The organism is Streptomyces decoyicus, from assembly GCF_019880305.1.
GTDB lineage: Bacteria > Actinomycetota > Actinomycetes > Streptomycetales > Streptomycetaceae > Streptomyces > Streptomyces decoyicus.
In genome coordinates this window covers 6,619,349-6,637,896 of record NZ_CP082301.1, presented here as the reverse complement: position 1 = coordinate 6,637,896, position 18,548 = coordinate 6,619,349, and the positions used below count along the sequence as shown (strand labels likewise).

Annotated in this window: 15 protein-coding genes and 1 riboswitch; of the genes, 5 read left to right on the top strand and 10 right to left on the bottom strand. The window is 73.1% G+C overall.

Going from position 1 to position 18,548, the window contains the following annotated elements; genetic code table 11:
• Nucleotides 1-148: 148 nt before the first annotated feature.
• Entirely contained in the window at nt 149-1,207 is a 1,059-nt protein-coding gene (locus K7C20_RS29030; RefSeq protein WP_030088610.1) for an aldo/keto reductase, read from the bottom strand.
• A gap of 163 nt (nt 1,208-1,370) precedes the next feature.
• A riboswitch (cobalamin riboswitch) is annotated at nt 1,371-1,558 on the top strand.
• A gap of 169 nt (nt 1,559-1,727) precedes the next feature.
• On the opposite strand from K7C20_RS29030, the gene metE reads away from it, so the two are divergent.
• Nucleotides 1,728-4,052 carry a 5-methyltetrahydropteroyltriglutamate--homocysteine S-methyltransferase gene (gene metE / locus K7C20_RS29025; RefSeq protein WP_030088612.1) on the top strand — a complete coding sequence of 775 codons (2,325 nt, stop codon included), beginning with the start codon at nt 1,728-1,730 and terminating at the stop codon, nt 4,050-4,052.
• A 315-nt stretch (nt 4,053-4,367) separates the two neighbouring features.
• Here the strand turns inward: metE and lysA are convergent, their stop codons facing one another.
• A complete protein-coding gene (gene lysA, locus K7C20_RS29020; RefSeq protein ID WP_053208490.1) occupies nt 4,368-5,699 on the bottom strand; it encodes a diaminopimelate decarboxylase in 1,332 nt (443 codons plus the stop codon).
• A 137-nt stretch (nt 5,700-5,836) separates the two neighbouring features.
• Between lysA and K7C20_RS29015 the strand changes: the two genes are divergently transcribed.
• A complete protein-coding gene (locus K7C20_RS29015) occupies nt 5,837-7,048 on the top strand; it encodes a PucR family transcriptional regulator (RefSeq protein ID WP_053208491.1) in 1,212 nt (403 codons plus the stop codon).
• A gap of 187 nt (nt 7,049-7,235) precedes the next feature.
• Here K7C20_RS29015 and K7C20_RS29010 read toward each other — a convergent pair whose 3' ends face one another.
• Nucleotides 7,236-9,293, bottom strand: coding sequence for a phosphocholine-specific phospholipase C (locus K7C20_RS29010; RefSeq protein WP_030088623.1), 2,058 nt, complete (start codon nt 9,291-9,293; stop codon nt 7,236-7,238).
• Between the two features lie 526 nt (nt 9,294-9,819).
• On the opposite strand from K7C20_RS29010, the gene K7C20_RS29005 reads away from it, so the two are divergent.
• Entirely contained in the window at nt 9,820-10,404 is a 585-nt protein-coding gene (locus K7C20_RS29005; RefSeq protein ID WP_030088625.1) for an AAA family ATPase, read from the top strand.
• A gap of 91 nt (nt 10,405-10,495) precedes the next feature.
• Here K7C20_RS29005 and K7C20_RS29000 read toward each other — a convergent pair whose 3' ends face one another.
• The 6 genes from K7C20_RS29000 to K7C20_RS28975 form a co-directional block, all read right to left on the bottom strand.
• Nucleotides 10,496-11,050, bottom strand: coding sequence for an ATP-binding protein (locus K7C20_RS29000; RefSeq protein WP_053208915.1), 555 nt, complete (start codon nt 11,048-11,050; stop codon nt 10,496-10,498).
• Between the two features lie 133 nt (nt 11,051-11,183).
• The gene (locus tag K7C20_RS28995) at nt 11,184-13,343 is read right to left on the bottom strand and encodes a xanthine dehydrogenase family protein molybdopterin-binding subunit (protein WP_030088626.1); all 2,160 of its coding nucleotides are present in this window, start codon (nt 13,341-13,343) and stop codon (nt 11,184-11,186) included.
• Between the two features lie 67 nt (nt 13,344-13,410).
• On the bottom strand, nt 13,411-14,406 hold the full coding sequence (locus K7C20_RS28990) for an FAD binding domain-containing protein (RefSeq protein WP_053208916.1): 996 nt from the start codon (nt 14,404-14,406) through the stop codon (nt 13,411-13,413).
• A complete protein-coding gene (locus K7C20_RS28985) occupies nt 14,403-15,026 on the bottom strand; it encodes a (2Fe-2S)-binding protein (RefSeq protein ID WP_048830326.1) in 624 nt (207 codons plus the stop codon). The genes K7C20_RS28990 and K7C20_RS28985 overlap by 4 nt, the downstream gene beginning before the upstream one ends.
• 101 nt (nt 15,027-15,127) lie before the next feature.
• Complete coding sequence (locus K7C20_RS28980; RefSeq protein WP_048830327.1) at nt 15,128-15,514, bottom strand: hypothetical protein; 387 nt, start codon at nt 15,512-15,514, stop codon at nt 15,128-15,130.
• Between the two features lie 13 nt (nt 15,515-15,527).
• The gene (locus K7C20_RS28975) at nt 15,528-16,034 is read right to left on the bottom strand and encodes a VOC family protein (RefSeq protein ID WP_078953037.1); all 507 of its coding nucleotides are present in this window, start codon (nt 16,032-16,034) and stop codon (nt 15,528-15,530) included.
• 321 nt (nt 16,035-16,355) lie between these two features.
• On the opposite strand from K7C20_RS28975, the gene K7C20_RS28970 reads away from it, so the two are divergent.
• Nucleotides 16,356-17,549 carry a serine hydrolase domain-containing protein gene (locus tag K7C20_RS28970; RefSeq protein WP_030088636.1) on the top strand — a complete coding sequence of 398 codons (1,194 nt, stop codon included), beginning with the start codon at nt 16,356-16,358 and terminating at the stop codon, nt 17,547-17,549.
• 25 nt (nt 17,550-17,574) lie between these two features.
• Here K7C20_RS28970 and K7C20_RS28965 read toward each other — a convergent pair whose 3' ends face one another.
• Nucleotides 17,575-18,117, bottom strand: coding sequence for a MarR family winged helix-turn-helix transcriptional regulator (locus tag K7C20_RS28965; protein ID WP_030088637.1), 543 nt, complete (start codon nt 18,115-18,117; stop codon nt 17,575-17,577).
• Between the two features lie 164 nt (nt 18,118-18,281).
• Here K7C20_RS28965 and K7C20_RS28960 point away from each other — a divergent pair, with 164 nt between their 5' ends.
• Nucleotides 18,282-18,539 (top strand): hypothetical protein, encoded by a 258-nt coding sequence (locus K7C20_RS28960; RefSeq protein ID WP_030088638.1) that lies wholly within the window; start codon nt 18,282-18,284, stop codon nt 18,537-18,539.
• Nucleotides 18,540-18,548 lie beyond the last annotated feature (9 nt).

Sequence of the window (18,548 nt, the reverse complement as noted above, 5' to 3'; positions counted from 1 at the left end):
CCGGGTCGGCGGACGGTGAGCGGGCCACACGCACCTCAATAGACCGCAGGCGCCGCCGCCCGGCCATCCGGGCGGCGGCGTTCGGCGTATCGGGCAGCAGGCCGCCTGGGCGGCGACGCCGCACCGTACGCGGTGGGGGCCGTGCGGGTCAGCGGATCTCGCTCGTCGTACGGCGGTACGTGGAGCGCCGGTCCTCGATCTCGGACCAGCGGTCGCCGTAGACGTTCTCGGTGATGCCCGGCTCCCGCAGGAAGTCGTGCGGGAAGCCCAGCGGCACCGCGCTGCACCGGTCGAGCCGCGCCAGCGCGTCGGCGTCCAGCGCGACATCGACGGCGGCCAGGTTGTCGAGGAGCTGGCTCTCCTTGGTGGCGGCGATGATCGGGATGATGTTGCCGGGCCGGCTGCGCAGCCACGCCAGCGCCACCTGCGCCGGGCTCCAGCCGCCCTGCTCGGCGATCTCCAGCACCGCGGTGACGGTCTCCTCGGCGTGGTGGTCGCGCCGGTCGTCCTCGCCGACGACATCCAGCCGGCCCGTCTCACCGCGGCGGTACTTGCCGGTGAGCCGGCCGGCCGCGAGCGGCGCCCAGGCCAGCACGGCCAGGTCGAAGGCGCGGGCCTGGGGCAGCAGTTCGCGCTCCGGGGTCCGCTCCAGCAGGTTGTAGCGCAGCTGCGAGCCCGCGAACGCGGTCCAGCCGCGCAGCTCGGCCAGGGTGTTCGCCTGCGCGATCTCCCAGGCCGGCCAGTCCGAGACGCCGACGTAGAGCACCTTCCCCGACCGGACCACGTCGTCGAGCGCCCGCATCACCTCCTCCACGGGCGTGAAGTTGTCCCGGGCGTGCACCCACAGCACATCGAGGTGGTCGGTGCGCAGCCGGTCCAGGCTCGCCTCCACCGAACGGACGAGGTTCTTGCGGTGGCTGCCCGCCGCGTTCACATCGCCCTTGCGGGTCGCGCAGGTGTACTTGGTCGCCAGGACGAAGCTGTCCCGGCGGCCTTCGAGCAGCTCCCCCAGGATCCGTTCCGAGGCCCCGTCCGTGTAGTTGTTGGCGGTGTCGATGAAGTTGCCGCCCGCGTCCGCATACGCGTCCAGGATCCGGCCGCTGGTGTCCTTGTCCGCGCCCCAGCCCCAGTCCTCGCCGATGGTCATGGTGCCCAGGCTCAGCTCGCTGACCCGCAGACCGGTCCTGCCGAACAGTGTGTAGCGCACGTGGTTCCCTTCGATCGGCGCAGCTCTCCGGTGGTGCGCTCACGCTAGGAGCTGGAGCGCGCTCCAGCGCAAGACGCGGCCCGGCGGCGGCGTCCGGTTCCGGCCGAGGCCGGGGCACGGTCCGGGCGGGACGTCGACGGCATGCCCTAGGGTGGCCGGAGCAACTGGTTCGCCCTGCCCGCCAGGCAGGCGCGTCGCAAGAGGGAACCCGGTGGAAATCCGGGACTGCCCCGCAGCGGTGAGTGGGAACGACCGCCGTCATACGCACTGGGCCCGGCCGGGTCTGGGAAGCGACGGCCAGTAGATGTCCGCCTTCGGCGGACGTGCCCGCGAGTCCGAAGACCTGCCAGTGCCCCCGCGCGACCGGTGCGCGGGGAGATCTCGGTGACCTCGAGGGCGGGTCGGCGGACATCAGACGGGCATGACGGCGGCAATGCGCCGGGGCCCGTCCGGTTTGCCGTCCCTTCGCGTCCTCGACCCTCCCGCGGTCCATGGAGACATACTCGCGAAGGAGAGTTCCGTGACCAGCACGTCCGCAGCCGCGGCAGCACGCGCCACCGTGCACGGCTATCCCCGTCAGGGGCAGCACCGTGAACTGAAGAAGGCCATCGAGGGCTACTGGAAGGGCCGCGTCGGCGCCGACGCCCTCCGCAGCACCGCCGCCGAGCTGCGCCGCGGCAATTGGCAACAGCTCGCCGAGACCGGTGTCCACGAGGTGCCGACCGGCGACTTCTCGTACTACGACCACCTCCTGGACACCAGCGTGATGGTCGGCGCGATCCCGGCCCGGCACCGCGCCGCGGTGGCCGCCGACCCCCTGGACGGCTACTTCGCGATGGCCCGCGGCACCCAGGACGTGGCGCCGCTGGAGATGACCAAGTGGTTCGACACCAACTACCACTACCTGGTGCCGGAGTTGGGTCCCGACACGGTCTTCGCCGCGGACTCCACCAAGCAGGTCGCCGAGCTGACGGAAGCACTCGGTCTCGGCCTCACCGCACGCCCGGTCCTCGTCGGGCCGGTGACCTATCTTCTGCTGGCCAAGCCCGCGCCCGGTGTCGCGGCCGGTTTCGACCCGCTGACGCTGCTCGACCGGCTGCTGCCCGTCTACGCCGAGGTGCTCGCCGAGCTGCGGGCGGCCGGCGCCGACTGGGCGCAGCTGGACGAACCGGCGCTGGTGCAGGACCGCTCCCCCGCCGTGCTGAACGCCGCGGCCCGCGCCTACCGCGATCTCGGCACGCTCGGCGACCGCCCGCGGCTGCTGGTCGCCTCGTACTTCGACCGGCTGGGCGAGGCGCTGCCCGTGCTGGCCAAGGCGCCCGTCGACGGACTGGCGCTGGACTTCACCGGTGCCGCGGCAGGCAACCTCGGTGATCTGGCGGCGGTCGGCGGGCTGCCCGGCAAGCGGCTGGTGGCCGGTGTCGTCAACGGCCGCAATGTGTGGATCAACGACTTCGAGAAGTCGCTGGCCACACTGGGGACGCTCCTCGGCCTGGCCGACCGGGTCGACGTCTCGTCCTCGTGCTCGCTGCTGCACGTCCCGCTGGACGCCGCCGCCGAGCGGGACATCGACCCGCAGATCGCCCGCTGGCTGGCCTTCGCCCGGCAGAAGACCACGGAGGTCGTGACGCTGGCACGCGGTCTGACCCAGGGCACCGGCTCCATCGCGGCCGAACTCGCCGCCAACCGCGCGGACTTGTCCTCCCGGGCGGGTTCGGCGCTCACCCATGACCCGGTGGTGCGCGCCCGTGCCGCGGCCGTCACCGACGCCGACGGCCGCCGTTCGCAGCCGTACGCCGAGCGGGCCGCCGCCCAGCGCGCGCACCTCGGGCTGCCACTGCTGCCGACCACCACCATCGGCTCGTTCCCGCAGACCGCCGAACTGCGCACCGCCCGCGCCGACCTGCGGGCCGGGCGGATCGACACCGCGGGGTACGAGGAGCGCATCTCGGCCGAGATCCGCGAGGTGCTGGCCTTCCAGGAGAACGCCGGTATCGATGTGCTGGTGCACGGCGAGCCCGAGCGCAACGACATGGTGCAGTACTTCGCCGAGCAGCTGACCGGCTACCTCGCCACCCGGCACGGCTGGGTGCAGTCCTACGGCACCCGCTACGTCCGCCCGCCGATCCTGGCCGGGGACATCTCCCGCCCCGAACCGATGACGGTCCGCTGGACGACGTACGCCCAGTCGCTCACCGACCGGCCGGTCAAGGGCATGCTCACCGGTCCGGTCACCATGCTCGCCTGGTCCTTCGTCCGCGACGACCAGCCGCTCGGTGACACCGCCCGGCAGGTGGCGCTCGCCCTGCGTGACGAGGTGAACGACCTGGAAGCGGCCGGGAGTTCGGTGATCCAGGTCGATGAGCCCGCGCTGCGCGAGACGCTGCCGCTGCGCACCGCCGGCCACGCGGAGTACCTGGCCTGGGCCACCGAGGCGTTCCGCCTCACCACCAGCGGGGTCCGCCCGGACACCCAGATCCACACCCATATGTGCTACGCGGAGTTCGGCGACATCCTTCAGGCCATCGACGACCTCGACGCCGATGTCATCAGCCTGGAGGCGGCCCGCTCCCATATGCAGGTCGCCGGGGAGCTCGCCACGGCCGGCTATCCGCGCGAGGTGGGCCCCGGTGTCTATGACATCCACTCACCGCGCGTACCGGGCGTGGACGAGGCAACGGCACTGTTGCGCAAGGGGCTCGGTGCCATCCCTGCCGAACGGCTGTGGGTCAACCCCGACTGCGGTCTGAAGACCCGCGGCTGGCCCGAGGTGCGCGCCGCCCTGGAGAACCTGGTCGCCGCGGCCCGCGAGATCCGCGGCGGTCTGCCCGGCGCGGCTTCCTGACGGGAGCGGGCCGGGGCCGGCGCCCGTGCGGGGGTGCCCGCTCCGGCCCGTGGCTCACCGGAGCCGCGAACGGTGCCGATGGCCACCCCGATACCGATCATGGTCAGCTGGAAGGCGCCCACGGTGCGGCGCAGTCCCGCCGCCGGCCGGTGACTCGGCCTCGGTGAGAAAGGCCGCCGGCGGTTTGCGGCGCAGGAGTTGGTGGCGCAGGCCCGGTCGGGCGAGGGGTGGTTGACCGGGCAGGACGTCGGTGGGTCGCACAGGGGCCTCGATCCGGGGAGGGGCAGGGGGTCAGGGGGTCCGTCAGGGAGTCCGTCAGGGCAGGTCGCGGCGCATCAGGTCCGCGTAGGTCTCGCGTCGTACGACGGGGCGGGCGCGGCCGTCGCGACAGAAGACGACCGGTGGACGGCGGGCCGCGTTGTAGTTGTTGGCGAGGGAGTAGGTGTACGCGCCGGTGGCCGGGACGGCGATCAGGTCCCCGGGCCGCGGGTCCTGGAGGAGCACGCCCGTGCTCAGCACATCGCCGGACTCGCAGTGCCGGCCGACGACACGGCACCGCTCGCCGGGGGACCCGTCGGCGGGGGCCCGCACCCGGGTGGCCACGGTCGCCTCGAAGCGCTGCCCGTACAGCGAGACTTCGAGGTTGTCCCCCATCCCGCCGTCCACGGCGACGAAGGTCTCGCCGCCGGACCGCTTGACCGTCACCACGCGGTAGAGCGAGACACCGCTCTCCGCGACCAGCGAACGGCCCGGCTCGATGATGACCCGGGCGCCGGCCGGCAGCAGCTCGTCGGCCGCGCCGGTCAGCGCGTCGAGATAGGCCTCGACGGTCGGTGGCCGGTCGTCGTACGTGTAGCGGGCGCCCAGCCCGCCGCCGAGGTCGTACACGGGAAACCGGCCGAGCTCCGCCACCGCCGCCACGGCCCGGACGAACGGCTCGGTGTCGAGGATCTGCGAGCCGATGTGCACATGCAGCCCGTCCAGGCGCAGCCGGGCGCTGCCGCGCAGCCGGGCGATCGCCTCGCGCGCCTGGGGCAGCAGCAGTCCGAACTTCGAGCCGCGCTGGCCGGTGGAGACCGCCTCATGGGTGTCGGGGCGGACATCGGGGGTGACCCGGACCAGGACGGGCTGCGCGCGGCGGCCGGGGCCGGGGGCCTCCGCCATGAGGTGTTCCAGCCGGTCGATGTCGTCGAAGTTGTCGATGACGACAAGGCCCGCACCGGCCTCCACGGCCGCCCGGAGGTAGCTCTCCGACTTGGCATTGCCGTGCACGATCACCTTGGCCGGGTCGGTGCCCGCGGCGAGGGCGAGCGCCAGTTCGCCACCACTGGCGACATCGACGCCGAGCCCCTCCTCGGCGAGCAGCCGGTAGACGGCGGTGCACGGGAAGGCCTTGGAGGCGAAGGCCACCATCGAGTCCGGTCGGCGCGCGGCCAGCCCGTCGGCGTACCGGCCGGCCCGGTCCCGCAGAGCGCCCTCGTCGATGAGCAGCGCCGGGGTGCCGTGGCGCGCGGCCAGTTCGGCCACATGGCATCCGCCGATGCGCAGCCCGCCGTCCGGTGCCGTCGTGGTGCCGGGCGGGAAGAGCCCGAGCAGGGCGTCGGAGGACGGCGGGGCAGGCGCGGCGGGGGTGGTCGGGACGGCCATGGGAATGCTCCTTGCTGGGCTCGCGCCGGGGCCGGGACGCGCGGTGCGCCCGTCGGGCCCCGGCCCCGGATCTGCTCCGCACCATGCTGGGCCCCATTTCCTTCCCCGTCGTTGGCGCCATCGCCTAGGGTCCGAGCGTGGAACTGACGGATACGCCAAACCCGGCCGGCCTCGGCGGTACCAGCGAGGAGCTGTTCGCGCTGGCCAATGCGGTTGCCGCGGTGATCGGCGGGTCGGTGGCGATCGAGGACCTCGACCACCGGGTGCTGGCGTATTCGTCCCTGCCGGGCCAGCGCATCGATGAGCTGCGCCGCCGCGGCATCCTGGACCGGCGGGTGCCCGACGAGCCCGCCCAGCAGCGCCAGTACCGCGAGGTGCTCGGCGCGCCCGGTGTCGTGCGGCTGCCGGTCCTCGCTCCCGAGGAACTGCCGCGCGCCGCGGCCGCCGTGCGCGCGGGCGATCTGCCGCTGGGCACCATCTGGGCGATCGAGGGGGACTCCCGGCTCGATGCGGCAGGTGACCGGGCGCTGCTGGACGGTGCGCGGCTCGCCGCGCTGCACATGCTGCGCCGCCGCAGTTCGGCCGAACTGGATCTGCGGGCCCGCGAGGACACCCTGCGTGCGGCGCTGCGCGGCGACGGTACGGCGCAGGAGATCCGCTTTCAGCTCGGTCTGCCGCAGGGGTCGCCGCTGACGCTCCTCGGCTGTGCGCCGGCCGCGGGCGGGCCCGACCGTACGGGGCCGGAGGCGGTCCGGCTGGGTGCCGCGGCCGCCCGGCACTGGGCCACCGTACACGCCGAGGCGGCGGTCGCCACCGTCGGCCGCACGGTGTACGCCCTGCTGCCCCGGGCCGGCCAGGCCGAGGCCCGCCGGCTGTCCGAACAGGCCGTGGCCTCGCTCGGCCGCACCCTGGAGACCCCGTTGCGCTGCGCGGTCAGCCGCCCCGCCGACGACCCTGCCGAACTGCCCGCGCTGCGCGCGGAGGTGGACGACATCCTCCGGGTGACGACCGCGGACCCAAAAGCCCCCGGCGTCGCGGCGCTCGGCGACGTACACGCCCGGGTCCTGCTGCTGCACTGCGCCGACGCACTGGAGCGCCGGCCCCGTCTGCGCCATCCCGGCATCGAGGCCATGCGGGAGCACGACCGGACCCGGCACACCGCTTACGCGGCGTCGGTCCTGGCCTGGCTGGACGCGGCCGGCAACGCCGGGGAGGCCGCCCGGCGGCTGACCGTGCACCCCAACACTCTCAAGTACCGCCTCCGCCGCGCCCGCGAGCTGTTCGGGATCGACCTCGACCACCCGGATGTGCGGCTCTCGTGCTGGCTGCAACTACGGCTGACCGACTGACGGTTCGGCCATTCGACCGTTTGGCCGTTTGGCCGTTTGGCCGTTTGGTGCAGCGGTGGTGCAGCGCGCACCGCCCTGCCGGCCATGGGGAGTCGGCCCGGCTGCCCCCACGCCACGGGGCACCCGCCGATACGACGACGGGTGCCCCGTGCTGTGCCGATGAGCCGGACGGACGTCGTCCGCCCGCTCAGCCCGTGATGATCGCCGGGTCGCTCACACCCGGCTCGCCGTTCTCCACATGGCCGGCGAACCGGCGCAGGAAGGTGCTGTCGCCGTCGGAGGTGACCGACAGGTCGTACCAGCGCTTGCTGGCGCGCAGGTCGACCTCCTTCTTGACGGTGGCACCGGCGCGGACCGTGAAGGTCTCGTCTGCGCCGCCGTAGGCGTGGGTGACGGTGAGGTGGCAGTCGGTGCGGCCGTGGTTGGTCAGGGTGAGTTCGAGGCGGCCGGCGGTCGCGTCGTGGCGGGCGGTCACCTCGGGACCGTCCTTCTTGCCGTCGCCCTTGAAGGAGCGCAGAAAGCCGTTCGGGCCGAAGACCGACAGGTCGTAGGCGCCCTTGGAGTAGGAGGTGTTCCAGGTGTCGGAGATCTTCTTGCCGGCCTCCGTGGTGTACGTCCAGGGGCCGTCGGTGCGGTTGCCCGCGGTGACGGTGAAGCAGGCGCCGGCCTTGTCGCCGCCGCTGAAGGTGAGGGTGTAGCGCCCGGTGGAGGGGGTCGCGGACCCGTCGGCCAACGGCGCGTACGGCAGCGGGCGGGACGGCCGGGATCCGGGCTCCTGCTTGGGCAGCACGGGGTTGGCGGGCGGCTTCGGCACATAGCTGTCGTGCCGCTGGTTGTCCGGCGGCTCGTAGCCGTCGGTGGCGGGGAGCGAGGCCGGCTCGGTGTTCTCCAGGCCGAAGTCGAAGGCGGAAGTCAGGTCGCCGCAGATGGCGCGCCGCCAGGGCGAGATGTTCGGCTCGTGGACGCCGAAGCGGCGCTCCAGGAACCGGATGATGGAGGTGTGGTCGAAGACCTCGGAGCAGACGTAACCGCCGGTGCTCCAGGGAGAGACGACGATCATCGGGACGCGCTGGCCGAGGCCGTAGGGACCGGCCGCGTACTTGGCGTTGCCGCCGAAGCTGTCGAGCGAGGTGTCCACGGTGGACAGGCCCTGGTCGGCGGAGGCCGGCGGGAAGGGCGGGAGGACGTGGTCGAAGTAGCCGTCGTTCTCGTCGTAGGTGACGAGCAGGGCCGTCTTGCTCCACACCTCGGGGTTGGAGGTGAGCGCGTCCAGCACCTGGGAGACATACCAGGCGCCGTAGTTCGCGGGCCAGTTGGGGTGCTCGGAGAAGGCCTCGGGGGCGGCGACCCAGGAGACCTGGGGCAGCTTGCCGGCCTTCACGTCGGCCTTGAGCCGGTCGAAGTAGCCGTCGCCCTGCTTGACGTTGGTGCCGGTGCGGGCCTTGTCGTAGAGGGGGTCGCCGGGCTTGGCGTTGCGGTACTGGTTGAAGAAGAGCAGGGAGTTGTCGCCGTAGTTGCCGCGGTAGGCGTCCTCGATCCAGCCCCACTTGCCGTTCGCGTCCAGGCCGTCCCCGATGTCCTGGTAGAACTTCCAGGAGATCCCGGCCTTCTCCAGCCGCTCCGGGTACGTCGTCCAGCTGTAGCCGAGCTCCTCGTTGCCGAGGACCGGGCCGCCGCCCGAGCCGTCGTTGCCGACGTGGCCCGTGTACATGTAGTAGCGGTTGGGGTCGGTGGCACCGATGAACGAGCAGTGGTACGAGTCGCAGACGGTGAACGCGTCGGCGAGCGCGTAGTGGAACGGGATGTCCTCGCGGGTCAGGTGGGCCATCGTCCCGGCCGTCTTCGCAGGTATCCAGCTGTCGTACTTGCCGTTGTTCCAGGCCTTGTGGCCGCCCGCCCAGTCGTGGTCGAGGCCCTCGATGAACTGCATGCCGAGGTCTTCGGCGTCCGGGTGGTAGGGCAGCACCTCCTTGTCGCCGTCCGGCTGGTGCCAGACGGACTTACCGCTTTCGAGGACGAGCGGGCGCGGGTCACCGAAGCCGCGCACGCCCTTCATCGAGCCGAAGTAGTGGTCGAAGGAACGATTCTCCTGCATCAGGACGACGACGTGCTCGATGTCGTCGATGGATCCGGAGCGTCGCTTGGCGGGGATGGCCGCGGCACGGGCGATGCTGCTCGACAGGGCCGAGACTCCCGCGGAGGCACCGGCGATCTGGAGGAAACGCCGCCGATTCAGTTCAGGCATGACTTTGGGGACCTCATGTCGTGTGGGGGAGTTCGCGAAAGGGTGAGGGACGGCTGTGCGGTGATGCATGTGAGGGTGAGGAAACTGGGGTCAGCAGAGTGTTCCAAGAGGAACGAGCCGCGGGGAAGAGGGAATGTCACAGACATGACTCGCCGGGGTACGTGCGACGAACTCCCTTGCCGGGCGGGCCGCGCGAAAGCCCGGGGAACCATTCCGGGCAAGCGGGACGCAACGGGCCGAGCGGCGGCCGGGGCACGGACGCGAGCAGCGGGACCCGGCAGGCGCGCGCGGGGGCCCGCGACGGCCGCTCCCCCAGGACTGCTCAGCCCCCTGCGGTGAACCGGCACTTACACCGGCATCACGTGTCCAAAACCGTTCGTCTTCCGCGCCCCGGTGGCACATGCTCGGCGAGGGCGTGCACGGACCTGCCGGTGGTTCTGGCGCGCACCCGAGGGGGCGCGGCCGGCTCTCCCTCCCCCCAGGCCCCGGCCCCCGGCCCCCCGGCAGAAAGGGCACGATCCGCACCATGACCGCGCACACTCCCGGACGACCGACACCGCAGGGGCCGTGGAACGACGGCGGCGTCGTGGTGATCACCGGCATCCAGGCGGCCGGCAAGTCCACCGTGGCCCAGGCGCTCGCCGAGCGCCTGCCCCGCTCCGTCCACCTGCGCGGTGACACCTTCCGCCGCAGCATCGTCCGGGGCCAGGCCCCCATGACGCCCGACGCGGGGCAGCACGCCGTCGACCAGCTCCGGTTGCGCTACCGGCTGACGGCGCACTGCGCCGACGCGTACGCGCAGGCCGGCTTCACCGTCATCGCGCAGGACATCCTCATCGGCGACCACCTCGCCGAGATGACCGGGTACCTCACGACCAGGCCGCTCGCGGTCGTCGTCCTGCTCCCCGACCCGGCGGCGGTCGAGGCGCGCGAGGCAGCCCGCCCCAAGACCGCGTACGGGCCCGACTGGACCGTGCGGGACCTGGACCGGCTGTTGCGGGCCGGCACTCCGCGGGACATCGGACTGTGGCTGGACACGTCGCGGCAGACGGTGGACGAGACCGTCGACGAGATCCTCGGCCGGGCCTGGACCGAGGGCGCCGTCGGCTGACCGGGTGACCCTGCGGCGCCCGGGCCGGTTACCGCACCCACGCGGCCCACGGGCCGCCGGGACGCCACGCGGGCGCCCCCCGGCGCTGTGTTCAGACGAGCGACACCGCGGACGACGCCGCCGGAGCGGCCTCGGCGGCGGCCACGGCGGCCTCGGGCGCGGGCTCGACGAGCGGCTCGACCGGTACGGGCGGCGGCACCGCGGGCTGGCCCTTCGCGTCGGGCACGCTGCGCAGCGGTGTACGACTCGTCAGCGGGGTCTTGTGGGTCGCCTCGACCCGGCGGGTGAACCAGATGACCTTGCCGTCCGGGGTGCCACAGGTGCCCCAGCTGTCGCTGACCGCCGCCACTCTGGAGAGCCCGCCGCCGGCGGCGCTGAGCAGCTTCGGCAGCCGTGGTCCGTCGTCCGCGACGGAGGCCGTGAGGTGACGGCCGGTCCAGCGGAGTTCGACGACGCACCGGGCGTCCGGGCCGATATGGCGATGGACATTGGTCAGGAGTTCCGCCACTCCCCGGCATACGGGCGGGATATGCAGCTCAAGATCCCAGTACCGCAGGTGCGCGGCCAGAATTCGCCGGATCTGCGGCACACGCTCCGCCGAAGCATGCAGTTCGACCGTGTAGTGCCGGTCGCTGGGAAGTGTCATGTCGTGGCTCCTCACCGCGAGGCTCACGCCCTTCACCTCGTTGGACCAACGAACCCCGAAACACGAAGAGTGAGCATTTATCACGTATGGGTCGTTTGTCATGGTGACTCCGCGGTGCGGGTTCCGCAACAGATCACGGGCCGCCGAAGTCCCCCGGCCCGGCCCCGTCCGGACCGGTCCGCAGCCGTGAGAGGACCTTGTCCGGAGTGAGCGGGAGGTCGCGCAGCCGGACGCCGGTGGCGTGCCGTACGGCGTTGGTGAGGGCCGCGGCGGTGCCGACGATGCCGATCTCCCCGATGCCCTTGCTGCCCATGGGGTTGAGGTGGGGGTCCTCCTCGTCGAGCCAGTACGCCTCGATCTGCGGGACGTCGGCGCAGGCCGGTACGTGATACGAGGCCAGATCGCGTTCGGCGAAGTCGCCGAACACGGGGTCCAGTCCGCTCCCCTCCATGAGGGCCATCCCCAGGCCCATGGTCATGCCCCCGATGAACTGGGAGCGCGCCGTACGGGAGTTGAGGATGCGTCCGGCCGCGTAGACGCCCAGCAGCCGGCGTACCCGGACCTCTCCGGTGACGGTGTCGACCTGGACCTCGGCGAAGGTGGCGCCGAACGAATGCCGGGCGTACGGGGACCCCGCGGCGAGCTCCTGCCGGGTGTCCGCGGCGGCCGTCAGCCCGTCGGCCGGGAGCGGTCCGACGTGGTCCCGCAGCCGCGCCCTCAGCTCCGTACCGGCCCGGTGGACCGCCCAGCCCCAGGAGGCGGTGCCCGCGGAACCGCCGGCCAGCATCGCGGGCGGCAGGTCGCTGCTGCCGATCTCGATCCGGATCAGTTCCTCCGGCACGGCCAGCGCGGCGGCGGCGACCTGGGCGAGGACGGTCCGGGCGCCGGTGCCGATGTCGGTGGCGTTGATCCGGATGCGGTAGCTGCCGTCGGCGGCGGCGTGCGCCTCGGCGGAGGAGGGGGCGATCAGGACGGGGTAGGTGGCGGCGGCGACGCCGGTGCCCAGCAGCAGATCGCCCTGGCGGCGCACGGCCGGGCGGGGGTCCCGCGACTGCCAGCCGAAGCGCTCCGCCCCCTCCCGCAGACAGCCGACGAGGTGACGGCTGCTGAAGGCGCGGTCGCTGTCCGGCTCGGTGTCCGGTTCATTGCGGATCCGCAGGTCGACGGGGTCGATGTCCAGGGCGACGGCGAGTTCGTCCATGGCCGACTCCAGGGCGTACATCCCGGGGGCCTCGCCCGGTGCGCGCATCCACGAGGGGGTCGGTACGTCGAGCGGGACGACCCGGTGCACGGTGCGGCTGTTCGGCGAGGTGTACATGACGCGTGCCGGGACCGCGGCCTGCTCGACGAACTCCTTGACGGTGGAGGTGTGCGTGGCGGCCTCGTGCGCAACGGCGGTGAGGACACCGTCGGCGCCCGCGCCGAGGCGCACCCGCTGGACGGTGGGTGCGCGATGGCCGACGGCCGCGGGCATCTCGCGGCGCGGCAGGGAGAGTTTGACCGGGCGCCCCGTGTGGTGGGCGGCCATCGCGGCCAGGACGACCTGGGGGCGGGGCGTCCCCTTGGAGCCGAAGCCGCCGCCGACGTGCTCGGAGACGACGGTCACCTCGCTGGTGTCGAGCCGGAACAGTGCGGCGAGGTCCGCACAGACCTTGGTGGCCCCCTGGCTGGAGTCGTGGACGGTCAGATGGCCGTCGGTCCACCGGGCGGTGGAGGCATGCGGCTCCATCGGGTGATTGTGCAGCGGCGGCACGGTGTACGTGGCGTCGACGGTGAACGGCGCGGCGGCGAACGCCTTCTCGAAGTCGCCGCGTTCCCGGGTCCCCGGATAGCCGCCGTTGGCCGTCTCGGGCTCGTACATCCGCGGATGACCGGTGGTCAGCAGGACGTCGTGCGGCTCGGGCGCATAGCTGACGCGGACGGCGTCGGCGGCGGCGCGGGCGGCTTCGAGGCTCTCGGCCACGGCCAGGGCGACATACCAGCCGCGGTGCGGCACCCGGTCGTCCTGGAGCAGGGACAGCGTCGGGTCGTCGGCGTCCCCGAGGCGGAGCGCGTTCTCATGGGTCAGCACCGCGCACACTCCCGGCAGGCCCAGCGCCGCCGTGGTGTCCACGGCGGTGACCCGTCCCCGGGCGACGGTCGCGGGCACCGGCCAGGCGTAGGCGCAGCCCGGCGGGGTGTGTTCGGCCGCGTAACGGGCGGTGCCGGTGACCTTCTCACGGCCTTCCCGGCGGACGAGCGGGGCGCCCAGGGGGTAGGGGGGCGGGCCGAGCGGGAACGGGGCGGGGCTCATGGCGCGCGTCCTTCGGTCGGGGGCGGGGACAGGGGCTGCGCGGGGCTTCCTCCTGTGGGTGGGTTCGTCAGCCGTCGGTGGCCGGGTCCGCCAGGCCGGCCAGCACACCGACGGCCAGGCTGCGGGCGAGCGGGACCTTGAAGCCGTTGTCGCGCAGCGGGCGGGCCGCGGCGAGTTCGGCGTCGGCGGCGCGGGCGAAGGTGTCCTCGGTGGCGGGCGCGCCGTGCAGCACTTCTTCGGCCGCGCGGGCGCGCCACGGCCGGTGCGCGAGCCCGCCGAACGCCAGCGCCGCCCGCTGTACGACACCGTCCCGTACCTCCAGCACGGCGGCGACGGAGACCAGGGCGAAGGCGTACGAGGCACGGTCGCGGGCCTTGCGGTAGCGCGAGCGTGCGCCGGGTGCCGCGGGGGGCAGGGTGAGGGCGGTGAGCAGTTCGCCGGGCCGGATCACGGTGTCCTGGTCGGGGCGGTCGCCGGGCAGCCGGTGGAAGTCGGTCACCGGGACGCTGCGTTCGCCGTCGGGTCCGCGCAGATGAACGGTGGCGTCGACGGCGGCCAGCGCCACCGCCAGGTCCGACGGCTGGGTGGCGACGCAGTGCTCGGAGTGGCCCAGTACGGCGAGGTCGCGGTGGGCGCCCTCGCGGGCCGGGCAGCCGGTGCCCGGGGCGCGCTTGTTGCAGGGTTTGGCGGTGTCCTGGAAGTACAGGCAGCGGGTGCGCTGGAGCAGATTGCCGCCGGTGGTCGCGGTGTTCCGCAGCTGCCCCGAGGCGCCGGCCAGCAGCGCCTGCGACACGACGGGGTAGCGGTCGCGTACGGGGACGGCCGCGGCGAGATCGCTGTTGCGGACCATCGCCCCGATCCGCAGTCCCCCGTCCGGCAGCTCCTCGACGCGGTCCAGCGGCAGCCGGGTGACGTCGACGAGCAGCTCCGGGCTCTCCACGCCCAGCTTCATCAGGTCGACGAGGTTGGTACCGCCGCCGAGAAAGCGGGCGCCGGGCTGCCCGGCCACGGCCCGAAGGGCCTCCTCGACGCTCGCCACCTGGACATACCCGAACGGCTTCACGACGCCACCCCCTGCCCCGGCGGACGGCCGTCCGGCCACATGTCCGTACCGGCTGCGGCACCGGCCTCCCGGACGGCTTCGACGATCCGCGGATAGGCGCCGCAGCGGCACAGATTTCCGCTCATCCGCTCGCGGATCTCGTCGTCGGTGAGCGTGACGGGCGTCCCGGAGGCGGCGGTGGGCGGGGTGACATGCGACGGGAAGCCGTCCGCGGCCTCGGCCAGCATCCCGACGACCGAACACAGCTGGCCCGGGGTGCAGTAGCCGCACTGGAAGGCGTCCCGCTCCAGGAAGGCCTCCTGGAGCGGGTGCAGCCGCTCCCCGTCGGCCAGGCCCTCGACCGTGGTGATCCGCCGCCCGCCCTGGGCCACGGCCAGCAGCAGACAGCTGTTGGCACGCCGTCCGTCGACGAGCACGGTGCACGCGCCGCACTGGCCGTGGTCGCAGCCCTTCTTGGCGCCGGTGAGACCGAGGTGTTCGCGGAGCGCGTCCAGGAGCGTGGTGCGGTGGTCCAGGGTCAGCCGGTGCGCTTGCGCGTTGATGTGCAGGACCAGCTCGGAACGCTGACCGGCCGCCGGCGACGCGCCGTCGGTGCCCGCCGGATGATGGGTGGACTCCACTCGCTCATGCCTTTCGTTCCGGGCCGCGGGTGCGGCTGCCGCTCGGCGGGGCTTCGTCATGCGCCACGCCCGTGCCTTCCCCGCCCCTCGGGGCCGACCCGCTAACGGGTCTCCAGCCGCAGCTCGACCTCCTTCTCCTGGTCGCCGGCCGCCGTGCCGAGGATGTGCACCGCGAACGCGGACTCCAGGCCCTTGCACAGCTCGTCGACCGCCCAGTAGCCGCCCTGGAGGCTGACCAGGACCGGCGCGGTCAGCCGGCGGGGCTCGGCCGTGGCCTTGCGCTCGCTCACGTCGAAGGTGGAGGTCCAAACGGTCGAGCCCGGCCCGGCCACCTCTTCGGGTACGTCGTCCGCGGCCCGGTCGGAGCTGAAGGAGGTGCGCAGCGCGCTGAAGACCGCATGGGCGTCCTGTGTCGCGCAGCTCTCCAGCTCCACCACCACCTCGGCCGATACATGTTCCGTCGCCGGCACCTGTTTCGCACTGTTCACTGTGGGACCTTCCTTAGCCGCCGTCCTCCGGGAGCCGAACGCTTCCAGGCTCGCCCCGCGGACCGGGGTGTGCGACCGGAGGCCCGCCCGGATGAGGTGAACGGCGCCCGGAACCGGCGCTCGGGCGGCCGCGCCGTCGGACCGGCTGGGTGAGGTTCACCGCGTTGCCGTCCGGGTCCTGGACATGGGCGGCCCGCCGGCCCCAGGGCGTGTCGTGGGCCGGGCCGAGCACCTTGCCGCCGAGCGGTGCGACCCGGTTCAGGAGGGCGTCGACGTCCTCGACCACGATGCTCAGGAGGATCCGGGTCGGGGTACCGGTCGGGACGCTCTCGTCGGCCACGATGCCCAGCTCCGAGCCGTCGATCCGCGGTCCGACGAAGGAGACCGGGCCCTCCTCGGGCACCCGGGTGAACTCCTCGGCGCCGACCGGTCCGCCGTAGAAGGCCTTCAGGCGGCCGAGGTCGGGGGTGACGATCACCGGCTGGACGGTGGCGGGGGCGGCGGGGGCGGCTGCAGACATGGTGTCCTCCAGTGGTGTGGTCGGTGGGGCCGGTGGGACAGACCGCGTCCGGGGCGCCGATTCATCGGCCGGCGGAGGAAATGGGGTGGGAATCGGGGCGGGAGGCGGTGTGGGAGCCGGGGCGGGGGCCGGGGTGGGCGGCGGTGGAGGTGCCCCGGGCGGCGGGGGCGGAATCCGGACACGCGGCACTGAGCCGTCCGGACTCACATGGTTGCCACGGGCATCGACCGGGACGGATCATCCCGTACGGACACCGTACGCACGTATGGAAGTACGGAAGTACGCCCATGACCGCACACGGACGACGCGAGGAGAGCCACCGTGGGACCAGCCACCGTCGACGGCCACTGCGCACCGGGTTTCGCCGGCGTGCGGAAAGCGTTCGAGCGGAACTTCAGCGAGCACGGCGATATCGGCGCGGCGGTCACGGTGACCGTGGACGGCGAGGCGGTGGTCGACCTGTGGGGCGGCCACGCGGACGCCGCCGGGACCCGCGCCTGGCAGCGCGACACCCTCGTGAATGTCTACTCGACGTCCAAGGGGATGACCGCGCTGTGTGCCCACCTGCTCGTGGACCGGGGCGAGTTGGACCTCGATGCGCCGGTCGCCCGGTACTGGCCCGAGTTCGCGCAGGCCGGCAAGCAGGACATACCCGTGCGCTGGCTGCTCAGCCACCGCGCCGGTCTGATCGCGCCCCGTGAGCCGCTCCCCGCGGGGCACGCCTACGACTGGGACCGGGTGTGCGCCACCCTGGCGGCGACCCCGCCCTGGTGGGAGCCGGGCACCGCGCAGGGCTATCACGCGGTGACCTTCGGATATCTGGTGGGCGAGGTCGTACGGCGGATCACCGGGCAGTCCCTCGGCACGTTCCTGCGCAACGAGATCACCGGGCCGCTGGACGCCGCGGTGTACATCGGCACCCCCGCCGAGGAGCACGCCCGCTGCGCCGACATGGTCGGGCAGCTGAACGAGGCGCGGATCGCCGAGCAGTTCCCCGGCGCACCCGCGCCACCGTTCCGGTCGCTCTCCGACCATCCGCTCGCCGTGGTGATGCTGGCGCTGACCTCCATCCCCACCGGCGACGTCAACAGCGCCGCCTACCGGTCGGCGGAGATCCCGGCGGGGAACGCCCACGCCAGCGCCCACGGACTGGCGACCGTGTACGGCGCGCTGGCGGGCGGCAGGCTCGTCGGGCCCGGCACCCTGGAGGCGATGCGCCGCTCGCAGAGCCTGCCGGGCGAGCGCGATCTGACGATCGACGCGCTCGCCCCTGCGGGCCACGAACACCGCTGGGGCCTCGGCTACATGCTCAACCACCAGGGCCAGGCAGGACCCAACCCGGGGGCGTTCGGCCACGGTGGCGCGGGCGGCTCCCATGCCTTCGCGGATCCGGAGAACCGGCTTTCCTACGCGTACACCATGAACAAGTACGGCGGTGGCACGACGGGCGACGACCCGCGCAACCGCGGGCTGATCACGGCGGTGTACCGGGCGTTGGAGGAAACCCGGGGCTGAGGTCGGGGCTGAGGTCCCGGCCTCCTCAGGGAGCGGCCGATTCGGGCGGCGGTGCCGGTCGCGGGGCCACGGGAGGCTCACCGGCCGCGTCGGTGAGGGCGCGCAGCGAGTCGATGAGCCCGGCACGCCGGGCGTCCGGCAGCCGGGCCACGATCTCGGCGATCTCCGTGTGCCGGTCGGCCAGCACCCGCCCGACGAGGCGGCGGCCCTCGTCCGTCAGGCTCAGTACGACCTCGCGACGGTTGTCGGGGCGGGCCTGCCGGGTGACGCTGCCGGCCGCCTCCAGCCGGTCGACCATCCGCATCGCGGTGGACGGGTTGACGTTCAGCGCGCCGGCCAGTGCGGCGAGCTTGACCGGGCCCTGGCCGTCCAGCACCACCAGGGCCCGCAGCTGGGGAAGGGTGAGGGAGGGCGCCAGGCGTCCCAGCGCCCGGGCGGAGATCCCGACCAGCAGCCGGGAGGCGGTCAGCAAGGCGGCGATGACCTCCTCGACGTCGTGATCGAGGTCCTCGCCGGGCGCGGCCGCCCCGGCCGGCCGCGGTGCGCCGTGCGCGTCGTGCTGCCCCATGGCGCCTTTATACCCGGTGAGGGCATCGTGCCTGGTGGCGGGCCCCGCGAAAGGTCCTCGGCGGCGCGGAAATCTGCCCCCGCGAACCGCGTTGCCGAGCGCAATAATGGGGAGTGCGGCATGCATCCGGCCCGGCGCGACCGCGGCGGGCCCGAGAGGGCGTGATGACCATGGAACGGGACACCGAGACGGTCCACGAGGCCTATGCATTCGTCTGTCTGCACTGCGGACACGGCTGGGAAGAGGAGTACGAGATCCGGCACACCACGGATCTGGCCGGCCACCGACGCGCCGACTACTTCGCCCGCGGCGCCCGTGTCCCCTCTCCGCTGACCCTCTCCGACTGCCCGTCCTGCAATCTCGGACCGATCCGGATCCTGCGCCCCGGCCGGGTGAACTCGACCCGCCCCTACCTCGCCTGACCCCTTTCC

Bases quoted from the DNA above. Each gene is read 5' to 3' on its own strand.
- lysA (WP_053208490.1), bottom strand. From the start codon at position 5,699: ATGGCCGTCCCGACCACCCCCGCCGCGCCTGCCCCGCCGTCCTCCGAC.
- K7C20_RS29010 (WP_030088623.1), bottom strand. From the start codon at position 9,293: ATGCCTGAACTGAATCGGCGGCGTTTCCTCCAGATCGCCGGTGCCTCC.
- K7C20_RS29005 (WP_030088625.1), top strand. From the start codon at position 9,820: ATGACCGCGCACACTCCCGGACGACCGACACCGCAGGGGCCGTGGAAC.
- K7C20_RS29000 (WP_053208915.1), bottom strand. From the start codon at position 11,050: ATGACACTTCCCAGCGACCGGCACTACACGGTCGAACTGCATGCTTCG.
- K7C20_RS28995 (WP_030088626.1), bottom strand. From the start codon at position 13,343: ATGAGCCCCGCCCCGTTCCCGCTCGGCCCGCCCCCCTACCCCCTGGGC.
- K7C20_RS28975 (WP_078953037.1), bottom strand. From the start codon at position 16,034: ATGTCTGCAGCCGCCCCCGCCGCCCCCGCCACCGTCCAGCCGGTGATC.
- K7C20_RS28965 (WP_030088637.1), bottom strand. From the start codon at position 18,117: ATGGGGCAGCACGACGCGCACGGCGCACCGCGGCCGGCCGGGGCGGCC.
- K7C20_RS28960 (WP_030088638.1), top strand. From the start codon at position 18,282: ATGACCATGGAACGGGACACCGAGACGGTCCACGAGGCCTATGCATTC.